This is a genomic window from Wocania ichthyoenteri Th78, assembly GCF_000789235.1.
Taxonomy (GTDB): Bacteria; Bacteroidota; Bacteroidia; order Flavobacteriales; family Flavobacteriaceae; genus Wocania_A; species Wocania_A ichthyoenteri.
Map to the genome: position 1 here is coordinate 2,590,502 of NZ_KN525716.1, position 14,502 is coordinate 2,605,003.

Genomic DNA, 14,502 nt, shown 5'->3' on the forward strand with positions numbered 1-14,502 from the left:
GACAAGCTCAGTGTGACACGCGGAAATGACAAATTAAGAACTAATGAAAGTAACAGAACACATAAAAAAAGCAAACGGAAAAACTTTATTTTCTTTTGAAATTATACCTCCAAAAAAAGGAAATAATATTCAAGAATTATACAATAATATAGATCCTTTGATGGAGTTTAATCCGCCGTTTATTGATGTAACAACCTCTAGAGAAGAATTTATTTATATTGAAAAAGAAGGCTTGTTCGATAGAAAGATTACGAGAATGCGCCCTGGTACTTTAGGTATTTGCGCAGCTATTAAGCATAAGTATAATGTAGATACAGTGCCACATGTGTTATGTGGTGGTTTTACAAAAGAAGAAACCGAGTATCTATTGGTTGATTGCCATTACTTAGGTATTAATAATGTTATGGCATTACGTGGCGATGCCATGAAAGGCGAACAATATTTTAAAGCTACAAAAGGAGGGCATGCTTATGCTACAGAACTTGTAAATCAAATTCAGAATTTGAATACTGGTAGATATTTACATGGTGTTTTAGATGTTAATGATAAAGCAGATTTTTGTATTGGTGTTGCAGGATATCCAGAAAAGCATTTAGAATCTCCATCAATGAAAAGCGATTTAAAGCGCTTAAAAGAAAAGGTTGATGCTGGTGCAGATTATGTGGTTACCCAAATGTTTTTTGATAATAATAAATATTTTGAATTTGTTGAAGCTGCAAAAAAAGAAGGTATTAATGTGCCTATTATTCCTGGAATAAAGCCTTTGGCAGTAAAACGTCATTTACAATTGTTACCTCAAGTTTTTAAAATAGACTTACCAGAAACTTTAATTGCTGAAGTTGATAAATGTGCAGACAACAAACAAGTACGTCAAGTGGGTGTAGAATGGTGTATACAACAATCTAAAGAATTGTTAGATGCTGGTGTTCCTGTATTACATTATTATTCTATGGGAAAAAGTGACAATATAAAAGCGATTGCATCTGCATTGTTTTAATTATTCTATTACTTTTGTTGTAGTATAAGCAAATCTATTAATGAGATTACTTTTCACTTGTATATTTTGTGCGGTAAGTTGTGTATTATTTTCTCAAGAAAAAGAACACATATCATACGTAGATATTAACTACTTTAAAGGAAATATTGCGCTACATAACAATGATATTCTCCATTTAATTAAAGGACATCCCGAAGGTTATATTTTAAGTTGGAACAAAAAAACGTACGGTTTTAATGATTGGGAACAACGTTATAATTATCCAGACTATGGTATATCGTTTGCGTATCAAAATTTAAAAAATGATGTTTTAGGAAATGTATCATCGTTGTATGCTCATTATAATTTCTATTTTTTAAAGCGCAATATCATGTTGCGTATTGGTCAAGGTATAGCCTACACAGAAAATCCGTACCACAAAGAAAATAATTTTAGAAACATTGCTTTTGGCTCAAAACTAATGAGCAGTACGTATGTAATGATTAATTATAAAAAGGAACGTATTATTGATAGGTTTGGATTGCAGGCTGGTTTTTCGCTAATTCATTATTCTAACGCTAATGTAAAAGCACCAAATACGAGTATTAATTCGTTAACGTTTAACTTAGGTGTTACTTATAGTTTAGATGATGAAACACTCGAGTATCAAAATACATTAGATGAAAATCATGAAAAATTCACCCAACCTATAAAGTATAATATTGCCTTTAGAAGCGGTGTTAATCAAAGCGATGTAGTTGGTAGTGGTCAGTTTCCGTTTTATATTTTTTCTGCTTATGCTGATAAAAGAATACATCATAAAAGCGCATTACAGTTTGGAACAGATGTGTTCTTTTCAAACTTTTTAAAAGAGCTTATATATTATAAAAGTGTCGCATTTCCAGAAGAAAATGTTGATGGAGACGAAGATTATAAACGTATTGGTGTTTTTACAGGACACGAGTTGTTTATTAATAAAACGTCATTAATAACCCAATTAGGATATTATGTGTATTATCCGTTTGATTTTGAGGGAAGAACCTATTTTAGAGTTGGTTTAAAACGTTATTTTAATGATAAGTGGTTTGGAGCTTTAACCTTAAAATCACACGGCGCAAAAGCGGAAGCTGTTGAATTTGGAATTGGAATAAGGTTATAGAATTTGATTAAAAAATTATTCCCCTTAGTTTATCTAAAATATAGTGGTTTAAATTGTTAAGAGTTATTGATGTATTTTAATTATTAAAAGCTTAGCATTATTTCTTGCCAATAAAATGGATTTAGTAGAACCAATAGATATAAAAGCAGCATCTTTTATATCTCCATTTGCCCATAAATTTACTTTGTGGTTCTCAAGAATTTTATAACTATTATTATTTTTCCCTATAAGTAATGTACCATAACTAGCGTCATTTCGAGGCGTTTCTACTTCTGATCCATAAAGATTTCCTAATAATAAAATATCTTTAGTGTTATCTTTATTAAAATCATCAATAAGTACTTTATTTACTGAAGATAATTGCGCTCTATTTTCAAAAGCTTCAAACTTAAAAGTACCGCCTTCATTTCTTAGTATTGCTGAAGAAAAATAATTTGCCTTATAGGATTCGCCTTCCTCTAGCTTTTCTCCATAAATATCATCAATACTTGCAGCTCCAAAATCATTATAGGTTTTAAACTTCTTTTTAATAAATGGCATTTGACCGGAACTACATGAACGACCTCTTACAGGATAGACTTGATTTTCTTGACTATACCCTAAAACAATATCATCAGTACCATTCTCATCAAAATCATTAACAAACATATAGAATGGTTTGTCTTCAGTAGCTTTGTATTTATAATTTGTTCCCAAATTACCAGCAACAATGTCTAAATCTCCATCATTATCAATATCGTTGACATCAATAGAACTCCACCAACCTACATGATTTGATAGACCATAGGCTTCAGATTTATTTACAAAAGCCCCAGTTTGGTACATATATAACTCTATACTTCCCCATTCATTAGCAACTATTAAATCAGTATTACCATCATTATCAATATCAGCCCAAGATGATGCCGTAACCATAGTATGACTTAGCATTTCAGGAAACACAGTTTCTGTAACATCTTTAAAGCTAATAGTACCATTTGAGGAATTGTTTTCAAGCAAGTAGCTTTTTGTAGGACGACCATAAAAGCCTGGTTTTACTCTTCCTCCAACAAAAAGATCTATATCTCCATCATTATCAAAATCTGAAGGAGACACTCTTAAACCACTAGAGGTAATATTAGGTAAAGCTGAATTGTTTTTCACAAAACGGCCTTTGCCTTTGTTTTCATATAATCTATCTTTATAATTGCTGCTATTCGGTTCATTTTCAATGCCGCCACTAATCACATATAAATCTTGATCACCATCACTATCTGCATCAAAAAACACAGCACCTACGTCTTCATAATTTTTATCTAATACAAATGTTTTATGGTCTTTAATAAATTTCCCTGATGTGTTTTGTAGATATAAAACACTTGAGTATCCTTTAGCGCCTCCTACAAAAAAATCGTCCAGACCATCACCATTTACATCTGCGACTGCTAGCGCTGGACCTAGTTGAGACATTCTATGAGGTAAAAGGGTTTCTTTTTTAAAATCATCAAAATTATTTTCTTTATGTACAAAATCTAATCCCAATTGGTCAGTTATATCAGAAAAAAGAAATTCTTGATTCTTTTCTTTGGTTACTAATGTATTTTCATTGGTATTATAAGATATTGTTAGTAATTGATTCGGCTTAACATTTTTAAGTACTTTAAATGTATTATTACTCCAAACCACCTTGATGCTATCAATAACAGGGTCTTGATTAATTCCGAAATGAATAGCATCTGCCATTGCTGATTGAAAGCCTCTTGTAAAATGATTCTCTATAGTTTGGGTAGAAGATTTAGAATATAGCTCCACTCGTGCTCCTAATGCATTAACATTATGCTTTGTACCTTTTAGCTTTAACTTGATGTAGTTGTTTTTAGTATTATTATTTTTATAAATAAAAGACATACCTGCCGAATTATTAACTACAATATCTAAAGCACCATCGTTATCAAAATCGGCATAGGCTGCACCATTTGAATTAGTTGGACTTTGTTCAATTTCAGCCTTTTTAAAAGTTAAATCGCCATTATTTACATAAAAATAGTTTTCTTTTTTTCTAGATGGCATTTTAGATAAAATATCATTAATATAACTTTCACGTTCAACCTTTTGATTTTTTATAACCTCTGCCTGTTTTGCCTTTCTGTAGTTTACAAAATCGTTGTTTCTAAAATCACCTTTAATACCATTCGATATAAATAAATCTTTATGTCCATCATTATTCATATCAAAAAATAGTGGTGCCCAACTCCAATCTGTACTAGAAACTCCAGAAAGTTGTGCAATATCAGAAAACATAGGTGTATTTGTTTTCTTGTTTACACCATTGTTAAGTTGTAGCGTGTTATACATATACTGATGATGGAGACCTAGCTTTGTATTATTGTAGAATTTTTTTGGAGCCATTCCACTCATACTGGTTTTTTGAGAAAAATTATCTTCAGCCATCATGTCTACAACCATGATATCTAATAAGCCATCGTTATTAATATCGGCAATATCATTCCCCATTGAAAAGTTTGAGATATGACCAAAAGCTTCTAAAGAAGATTCTTTAAACGATCCATCTTTATTGTTTATATAGAGGTAATCTTTTTCAGAAAAATCGTTACTCACATAAATATCTGGCCAATTATCATTATTTAAATCTGCAACTGCAACTCCTAAACCAAAACCTACCATATTATTGATGATGTTAGCTTGCTCGGTTACATTTACAAACGTATTGTTGTCATTTCTGTACAGTCTATTTCCTCTGTGTTCTGAAGATTTTTTTAATAATTCTTTAAGTTTGTTTTCATCATAAACATCAATACCGTGATTAAGTAAAAACATATCTAAATCACCATCTTTATCATAATCAAAAAATGTAGCTTGAGTTGTAAAATTTGGTATATCTAGTCCATACTTTTTTGCTTGATTTTCAAAAATTGGAATGCCATTAGGATCTATTCCCGTATTAATTAACAATTCATTTCTACGCTTGTTTTCGTCTTTAATTTTTCCTGACTTAGAATAATAAATATCCATTAATCCGTCATTATTTATATCTACAAGTGTTACACCTGTTCCAAAACCATACCCTCCACTGGCATTAGCGGTTTTAGTAACATCTATAAATTTAAAATCTCCTTTATTAAGATAAAGTTTATTGGTAGTTGTGCAATTAACAAAATAGATATCCACTAGACCATCATTATTAAAATCGGCTACAGAAACGCCACCGCCATTATAATAATACTCATAGAGCAATCCGTTGTTATATATATTCTCTTTAAGTTCATTTAGAAAAAAGATACCTGTCTTCTCAGGTGGTAAAACAGTAAAAAGTTCTTTAGCCTCTTCAATCTTTGAGGCGATTTGCTCATTTTTAGTAACACCATCCTTTTTACAGGTGTACACTAATACTAAAACCAATATGTATAACGCCGTCTTTTTCATTTCCAAATATTTTGTTTAAAATTAGAACCCATTTTAATAAATTAAAATGGGTTCTAAAATACTTAGTTAAAATAAATATTTTTACTAGTACCCACTATTATTAGGAAGTAAATTAGGGTTCTTATCTATTTCTCCTTGAGGAATAGGGAATAAATAATTAGCATCATCCCATGTTCTAGTTTCCCAAATTTCCTTTCCATCATCTATAAGGTCTCCGTTGGCATCCATATCAACCCTATAAATAGTTAACACTTCTGGATCTCCAGCAATGCCCCATCTTCTTATATCCCAAAAACGATGTTCTTCAAACGCCAATTCAATTCTTCGCTCATGCCTCACTTTTGTGCGTAATTCACTTTGTGACCCAACACTAATAAATGGCATATTTGCTCTATCTCTAACTACATTTATAGCATCAACGGCCAAACCTAAATCAGTACCAGCCTCTATTAAAGCTTCTGCATAATTTAAGTACACTTCTGCAAGTCTCATATGAATCCAATGTTGCGTACCTGAATCGCCATGATTCCGATCCTCTTGTATCATTTTCTTCATTCCATACCCCGTTTTTGTCCAATCTCCACTAGTTTGGATACCTGCATTTCCACCTGGTCTAAATTCCCATGTTTGCCCTTTCCAAACAGAACCGTCATATAAAATAGAAGCCTCAAACCTTGGATCTCTACCTGTATAAGGATTGCTAGCATCATAACCTGAACCAGCTTCAGAAGGTAATAAACCAGTGGACTGCATTTCATACTGATCAATTAAGTTTTGTGTAGGGCCAGTTCCTCCCCAGCCACTAACAGCTGCACTTGCTTTAGGCGTATTAAATAGATTACCCCAATGTCCTTTATCTGGATCGCTAAATTGTGTATCGAAAATCACTTCAGAAGCACCATCCTCTAAAAATACACTTTGGTAATCTGCATCTAATGTTCTAGAGGTATTGTCTAACACTTGCTTAGAAGCAATCGCAGATTCTGAAAATTTATTCTGATATAAAAGCACTCTTCCTTTTAAGGCCATAGCGGCATCCCAAGATCCTCTTGTTGATGTTGCCTCTTCAGCATTTACAAAAAATCCTGCTGCAGTATCTAGTTCAGATGTAATAAAATTTAATACGTTTTCTTTTGAATCTCTACTTACTAGTAAATCATCGTCTAATTCTTGTGCTACTGTTATTACAGGAACCTCTCCAAAGGTTTGCAACAATAAAGAATACCAAAAACCTCTTAAAAAATGCGCTTCTCCTTTTAGTCTATTATTTACTTCGTCTGTTCCTTCTAACTGGTCATAACTTTGAATAAAATTATTCAATCTTCTAATTTGAAAATAGGCATTTCCCCATAAGCCATTAAAAGGTGAATTGTTTGAAGTTATGTTCGCTTGGTTAAATAGTGTGTTTGAAGCTGGCCATGTATAAGAGTTCTCACCATCATCTGATGCTGCATCTAACATATACCAACCTCTGGCAAACCCATGAGGAATACTACCATATACTCTGTTTAAATAGGCTTCTGCAAAAGCAGGGTCTGTAAAAACCACATCAGATGAAATTGCATCCTGCGGAGCAAGATCAATAGAATCTTTTGTACATGCAAATTGCAGTATAATAAATGAGCCTATAAAAATTAATTTTTTTATGTTTTTCATAATTATTTTTTTTAAAATTCTAGATTAATCCCTAAGTTAAATACTTTTTGTTGTGGATAAAACCAACCACGTTGGTTAGGGTTTTCTGGGTCTAAGTGCTTAATTTTAGACCATGTTACTAAATTCCTTCCATTAAAGTAAACTCTTAATCTATTTACACCTATTTTATTTACAATTTTCTCTGGCAGTGTATATCCTATCTCTACATTTTTGAAACGTATGTAATCTCCTGTTTCTAACCAGTAAGAAGAGGTGCGTTCATTCACGGCATTGTTATTAAGTGTTATTCTAGGATACGTAGCATTAGTATTAATAACATTACCATCTGCTCCAATTTGAGCACGATCTAAATGTTTTCCAAATACTTTTCCTCCATTAAAAAATGCCCAAGAAGCTTCATTAGATAAATACATATCAAAATTAGCAGCGCCTTGAAACAATGCAGAAAAGTCAAATTGTTTATAGGTAAATCCTAAGTTTAAACCAAAGGTTATCTCTGGCACATTACCTTTACCCATTATGGTTCTGTCATCATTATCTACCTTACCATCACCAGTTATATCTCTATATCTAATATCACCAGGTTGCGGGTTTTGCGTTTGGTATATACCCTCTGGTGCAGCTGCATTTAGGTCATCTATTTCTTGTTGCGTTAAAAACAATCCATCTGCTATAAAGCCAATACGACTTCCTGCTTGTATTTGTCTTCCTGTTCGTCTTCTTAATGGGTCAACATCTTCCGATTCAGCTATATCTATGACCTTATTTTTAGCTTGACTAAAATTAAAATCTACAAAATAGTTAAAATCTTTACCATTTCCTTTATGACTTAATACAATCTCATAACCTTTGTTATCAACCACACCAATGTTTTCAAAAGGCAATGAAGCTCCAAAAGTATCAGGAACTTGTAAAGAACGTGTTGTTAAAATATCTGATGTTCTTTTAGAATAAATATCGGTTTCAATAGTTAAGGCATTTTTCCATAAGCCTAGTTCTATACCAAAGTTATAGGTCTTTGCTTTTTCCCAAGTAGTTCCTGCATCAGGCAAACCACTACTCTGTATTGATGGTACTACTGTAGAATTATCAATAAAGGGACCACCAAACTCGAAAAATTCTAAATATCTAAAAGGTCCAACACCTACATCACTTCCTAACTCACCATAAGAAAACCTGAATTTTAAGTTACTAATGGTACTAGAATCTTGTAAAAAATCTTCTTCAGAAACTCTCCATGCAGCAGAATATGAAGGGAAGAAATCAAATTTAGCATCGTTGCTAAATTTATACGAGCCATCATATCTTCCGTTAAACTCAAAGAGGTATTTATTGTCGTAAGCATATGTAAATCTTCCAGCGTAACCTAAAATTGCAGTTTCTCCTATACTATTTGAAAGACTTCTAGTTTCAGCATCTCCAGCTTTAAAAAATGGAACAGATGTTCCTAAAATATTACTTATACCTCCACTCATAAAATTATCTTGAGTAAACGTTCTTGAATAAATCAATTTCGCTCCAAAATCATGCTTATCATAAGTTTTATTATAACCCAAAATAGCTTCAGTTACTAATTTATGTCCTTGACTTTGAGATTCACTTAAAGAAGGCGTTTCACCTCGATTACTAGGAGTGCTTAATCCAAAGGTGCCATCACCAGTATTAAAAGTTGTATAAGTTCTTGGTACACTAAATGATTTATTTCTATATGTAGATCTATCATAAGCTACTTGTGTAATTAAATTTAAACCTTCTAAGAAAGGGAAATCTATTTTCAATGCAATTTTAGATTGAAAATCAAAATTTTGAGTTTGAGAAGAGCCACTATCAAAAAATGGCTGTTGGCTAAATTGAGAATAGCCTCCATTAGAATATTGATTAACTTCTGTTGGTGGTGTTCTCATCAAATTTGAAAAAATGGTTCCAGCTGATGTTCCTGGTCTATTTCTAGTTTCTAAACTTCCACTAAAATCTGTCGTTAAGTTTATAGTCTCACTAATTTTGATATCTAAATTTGATCTAAAATTAAAACGGTCAAAATCATTATTATCAAATAAGGCATCTTGATATAAGTAACCTAAAGATGTAAAATAATTAACAGTACCTTCTTTATCACTACCACTAGCAGAAATGTCTATAGATTGCATTAAAGAATTAGGTTTTAAAGTCTCATCGATCCAATCTGTATTTGGATGTGTATCTGGGCTTGTTCCATCTAAATACTTTTGCAAATCTGCATCCGTATATGCAGCAGACACACCATCATTTGCATTTGCTTCATTTAATAATAAAGCATAGTTATAAGAGTCTAAAAAATCTGGTGTTCTAGTTGGCGTTTGTATACCAGAGTATAGATTAACACTAAGTGTTGCTTTTCCCTTACCTCTTTTGGTAGTAATTAACACTACTCCATTTGCTGCTCGCATACCATAAATTGCAGAAGCTGCAGCATCTTTAAGTACACTAATGCTTTCAATATCATTGGCATTAACATTATTTAAAGATCGAGGGATACCATCTACCAAAATTAAAGGTGAATTTCCGTTTAAGGAACTAAGCCCTCTAATTCTAATCGTTGATGCATCACTTCCAGGTTCTCCAGAGCTTTGAATTGTTACTACTCCAGCCAATCGTCCAGTTAAAGCACTACTCACATTTGCTGTACTATTCTTAACAATGTCGTCTGATTTAATAGTTGAAATAGACCCTGTAAGATTTACCTTTTTTTGAGTTCCATAGCCAACTATTACAACTTCATCTAATTCAGATGTGTTTTCTACCAGTGTTACATTAACAACCGTTTGATTATTTACAGGTATCTCTTGAGTTGAAAATCCTACAAAAGAAAAAACTAAAGTATCGTCAGAGCTTTCTAAGTTTAAAGAATAGTCTCCGTCAAAATCTGTAGAAGTTCCTTTAGAAGTTCCTTTAATTAATATAGTTACTCCGGGTAAAGGGTCTCCGTTTCCATCAACAACTTTACCTGTAATTTTAGTTTGTAATATGGATTTAATATACTCATTTACCATTTTTGGAGTTAGTGACGAAGTAATCGTAGTATCTGATTTTTCAAGCAGACGTTGAATTTTTAATTTCAACTCTGGTTTATCTTTTGGAAACAGTATTATTTGATTTCGTATAAAACTATAATCTATATTTGTATTATTAAATAATAGATTTAATACATCATCAATTTTGATGTCTTCAACTGTTAAAGATTTCTTTAAGCCTACATTTACAACACTGCTATTGTAAAAAAAACTAAAATTACTTTTGTTTTCAATTTCTGTAAGAATCCTTTTGATTTTTACATTTTCTGCATTTAACGTAATGTTTTGCGAATAACCTTCAAACGCAAAAATTTTGGTAAACGTAATGCAGAGTAAGACTAAATAAATTTTCATAATCCTGAGAATAGGGATTTTTGAAAAAAAGAGTTGCTTTTTTTTCATACTTTTGTTTGGTTTTAATTGTTAATACTATCGTTGTGTTAATTAATTAGCTTAAGGGTAGGTGCTGTAACACTTACCCTTTTATTTTTGTTAATTTTATAATATCTCCTTGTATTGAATAGGTTATTGGTGATGATACTTCAAATAATGCTAAAATTTGATAGATATTTAAATTATCAAACTCGCCTTTATATTTGTAATCAAGTATTTCTTTAGACGTTACATTAAATTTCAAATTATAACTTCTCTCAAGGTCTTTAATAACTTGCCGCATTGGCGTATCGTTATAGATTAATTTTCCTTCTTTCCATGATGTAAAGTTTTTAGTGTTAACTTTTTCTACAATCATCTTGTCTTCCTTCTTTATATAAGTCGCTTTTTGTGAAGGAGATAACTCTACTACAGTATTTTTGTTTTCCTCAATAACTTTTACTTTTCCTGTTACTAATGTGGTTTCTATATTTTTATCTTCTGAATAGGATTTGATATTGAAAGATGTTCCTAACACTTTTATTTTCATTCCATTGTCTGTTGTAACTATAAAAGGTTTTTTTTCGTTTTTAGTAACCTCAAAGAAAGCTTCTCCTTTTATAGTAACCTCTCTTGTATCTCCGCTAAAATGCTTTGGATAGGATAGAACACTGTTTGAGTTTAACACTACTTTTGTACTGTCTTCTAATATAATTTCTTTTTTTTCAGCTCTTTGCGTAGTTATTAGTATTAATGAATTACTAACAATTGTGCTAGTGTTATTGTTAGCTAAATCATTATTTAACACATGCCATGTTAAGATAGACGATGTTAATATTACTATTAAAACAGCAGCATATTTATAGGTGTTTTTAAGATTCCTTTTTTTATTTGCTATAAAAATAGACGTTGTGTTTTTGCTTTCCCTTAAATTTTTGGCAACATACTTAGCTTTAAGTATTTCATATTGCTTCCTTTTTTTAGGATTATTAAATAACCAATCAACGACCTCTCTTTCTTCTTCGGAAGAAAGCTGACCCTTAATAAGTTTTAAAATGTTTTTATTATTCATTAATAGCTACCTTATACATATAATACGTATAAAAACTAAAGTATCCCCTATTTGTATTTAGAAAGAAATTAAAAAAAAGACAAATAATCTCTTAAGGAGAGTTTTAAATGCTTGATAGCCTTAGATATATGGTTTTCTACGGTTTTAGTAGATATATTAAGTTCTGATGAAATTTGCTTGTGTTTTAACCCTTCAAATCTACTTTTTATAAAAACAAGTCGACATTTTTCAGGAAGTAATTGTACACTTTCATTAATTAATGCAATAAGCTCATTCTCAATTATTGTAGAAGCTGTATTATTTGTTAAAGCATGGAAGTTTAGTAAGTTTTTTTGTTGAAGAGAGTTTGTTTCTAATGCCAGTGCATGCCTTTTACTTCGTAAAAAATCAAGACATGTGTTTCTTGTTATTCTAAATAAATAACCAGTAACATTTTTATTTGTATCTATTTGGTCTACTTTATCCCAAACTTTCATAAAAACATCTTGCATCACCTCTTCTGCATCCTCATTTGTTGGGACATATTGCTGAACTATATGCAGCAGTAGAGAGTAATGTAAATTGTATAATAAATCAAAAAGATCCTTCTTACTTGATTGATTTAGAGGGATAGGTTTTTTTTGTTCTTTCTTGATAATGCAATTAATTAATTTGGGCAATTTAAGAAATATTTAACTATTTGATAATTATTAATGATTTTTTTTATTACAAGGTCACGGATTTACTAGATTAAGGATTTAACTATTAATATTAAAACTAGACCTAAAATACTTGTTTGCTGATAACGATTCTTATAATTTTACCATAAAATTCTTGAATAATATCAATTCCTTATTAAATTTAAGAAGAACACTTGAAACAAGAGAAGTAAGATGAAAAAAGTAATTTACATAATTATTTTAAGTATAAGTATAGCTTGTAATAGTGAGGATGCTAGTAATTGTTTCCAAAAAACAGGACGCCTTATTCAACAAGAAATACCTGTTGATACCTTTGATAAAATATTTGTTAATAGAGATATTGAATTAATAATTAAAGACGGCGACATCCAAAAAGTAATTATAGAAACTGGAGAAAATTTATTAAATGATATTACTGCTATTGTTGTAGATGGTAAATTAACACTTACTGATAATAACAGTTGTAATTATGTACGTGATTATGGTATAACCAAAGTACATGTAACATCTCCAAATATAACAGAAATAAGAAGTTCAACACAATATGATGTTAAATCGGATGGTGTTTTAACCTATCCAAGTTTAACAATTTTGTCAGAAGATTTTAATGCACCAGATACTTTTACCAACGGAAATTTTAGACTTCAAATAGACAATAACGCCTTCGCATTAGTTTTTAATAATTTATCGAATTGCTTTATTTCGGGTAAAACGAACAACTTGAATATTACATTTGCAGCAGGAACATCGCGATTTGAAGGACGAGATTTAGTGGTACAAAATATTCAGTTATGGAATAGAAGTTCTAACGATATGATTGTAAATCCACAACAAGCAATAAGAGGAAAAATATCAGGTACGGGCAATGTCATTGCGGTAAACAAACCTGTAGTTATTGAAGTGGAAGAAGTTTATAAAGGACGTTTAATTTTCGAATAAACTTACTGACTGTTTCGCTATTTCCAATTCTTCGTTTGTTGGAATTACCAATATTTTAACTTTTGATGTTTCTGTATTTATAATTTTTAAATTTTTAGAGTTACTGTTGTTTTTTGTAATATCTAATTCAATACCCAAAAAATCTAGATTTTCGCAAACATGTTGTCTAATAAACTGAGAGTTTTCTCCAATACCTGCTGTAAATACAATAGCATCCAATCCGTTTAAAATAGCAGCATAACTTCCAATATATTTTTTTATACGGTACACATTCATTTCTAATGCTAATTGGCACGCTTTATTGCCTTTTTCAGCTTCAGCTTCAATATCTCTTAAATCACTATATCCCGTTAAACCTAGCATACCACTTTTCTTTTGTAGTAGTGTATTAATTTCCGTTAAACTATAATCATATTTTTCAGCTAAATAAAAAATAATTGAAGGGTCAATATCTCCAGAGCGTGTACCCATAATTAATCCGCTAACTGGTGAAAAACCTAAAGAATGATCAATGCTTTTTCCGTTTTTTATGGCGGTCATACTACACCCATTTCCTAAATGAATGGTTATAATTTTTGAATGGGTTTTTCCTAAATATTCAATCGCTTTTTCTGAAATATATTTATGACTTGTGCCATGAAACCCATAAACACGAATGTTGTGCTTTTCTGAAAAATCGTTTGGAATAGCATATTTATAGGCGTAATCGGGGATAGATTGATGAAATGCTGTATCGAAAACAGCCACTTGTTTTGCTTTTGTAAAAATAGTTTCGGCCACCTCAATACCTTCTAAATTTGGTGGGTTATGCAAAGGTGCTAACGACGATAATGCCTTTATTTTGTCTTTTACAACTTCGGTAATTTCGGTGGTATTACTAAAATGTTTTCCACCATGCACCACACGATGTCCAACAATATTAATATCATTGGTAGATTTAATAATACCGGTATCTTTATGTAAAAGCTGTTTTGCTAAAAGTTCTAAGCCTACTTTATGATTAGGAATATCTTCTATAATCTCAATAGTATTTTCATCGGTTTTGAATTTGAATTTGGCATCGGTAAACCCAATACGTTCAATTAAACCAGAACATAATATGATTTCTTCTGGCATTTGAAATAGTTGAAATTTTAATGAAGAACTTCCAGAATTTAAAACTAATACTTGCATAA

The 14,502-nt window shown here is 31.1% G+C and carries 9 protein-coding genes; 3 read left to right on the top strand and 6 right to left on the bottom strand.

Annotated elements, in window-relative coordinates; genetic code table 11:
• Positions 1-43 precede the first annotated feature (43 nt).
• Positions 44-997, top strand: coding sequence for a methylenetetrahydrofolate reductase [NAD(P)H] (gene metF, locus RG22_RS11185; protein ID WP_034043215.1), 954 nt, complete (start codon positions 44-46; stop codon positions 995-997).
• 40 nt (positions 998-1,037) lie between these two features.
• Positions 1,038-2,135, top strand: a complete 1,098-nt coding sequence (locus RG22_RS11190; RefSeq protein ID WP_034043217.1) for an acyloxyacyl hydrolase — start codon at positions 1,038-1,040, stop codon at positions 2,133-2,135.
• A gap of 63 nt (positions 2,136-2,198) precedes the next feature.
• Here RG22_RS11190 and RG22_RS11195 read toward each other — a convergent pair whose 3' ends face one another.
• The 5 genes from RG22_RS11195 to RG22_RS11215 all read right to left on the bottom strand — a co-directional run bounded on the left by RG22_RS11195 (position 2,199) and on the right by RG22_RS11215 (position 12,367).
• Positions 2,199-5,558, bottom strand: coding sequence for a VCBS repeat-containing protein (locus tag RG22_RS11195; protein WP_034043219.1), 3,360 nt, complete (start codon positions 5,556-5,558; stop codon positions 2,199-2,201).
• An 84-nt stretch (positions 5,559-5,642) separates the two neighbouring features.
• Positions 5,643-7,214, bottom strand: coding sequence for a RagB/SusD family nutrient uptake outer membrane protein (locus RG22_RS11200; RefSeq protein ID WP_034043221.1), 1,572 nt, complete (start codon positions 7,212-7,214; stop codon positions 5,643-5,645).
• 11 nt (positions 7,215-7,225) lie between these two features.
• The gene (locus RG22_RS11205; protein ID WP_081997712.1) at positions 7,226-10,666 is read right to left on the bottom strand and encodes a TonB-dependent receptor; all 3,441 of its coding nucleotides are present in this window, start codon (positions 10,664-10,666) and stop codon (positions 7,226-7,228) included.
• 73 nt (positions 10,667-10,739) lie between these two features.
• Complete coding sequence (locus RG22_RS17320; RefSeq protein WP_052143716.1) at positions 10,740-11,708, bottom strand: FecR family protein; 969 nt, start codon at positions 11,706-11,708, stop codon at positions 10,740-10,742.
• 68 nt (positions 11,709-11,776) lie between these two features.
• Positions 11,777-12,367 (bottom strand): RNA polymerase sigma-70 factor, encoded by a 591-nt coding sequence (locus tag RG22_RS11215; protein WP_052143717.1) that lies wholly within the window; start codon positions 12,365-12,367, stop codon positions 11,777-11,779.
• Positions 12,368-12,580: 213 nt separating this feature from the next.
• On the opposite strand from RG22_RS11215, the gene RG22_RS11220 reads away from it, so the two are divergent.
• The gene (locus RG22_RS11220) at positions 12,581-13,327 is read left to right on the top strand and encodes a head GIN domain-containing protein (RefSeq protein WP_034043225.1); all 747 of its coding nucleotides are present in this window, start codon (positions 12,581-12,583) and stop codon (positions 13,325-13,327) included.
• Here RG22_RS11220 and RG22_RS11225 read toward each other — a convergent pair.
• Positions 13,313-14,500: an acetate/propionate family kinase gene (locus tag RG22_RS11225; RefSeq protein ID WP_034043227.1), complete on the bottom strand. Its 1,188-nt coding sequence runs from the start codon at positions 14,498-14,500 to the stop codon at positions 13,313-13,315. The two genes, RG22_RS11220 and RG22_RS11225, sit on opposite strands and share 15 nt — an antisense overlap.
• Between the last annotated feature and the right edge of the window lie 2 nt (positions 14,501-14,502).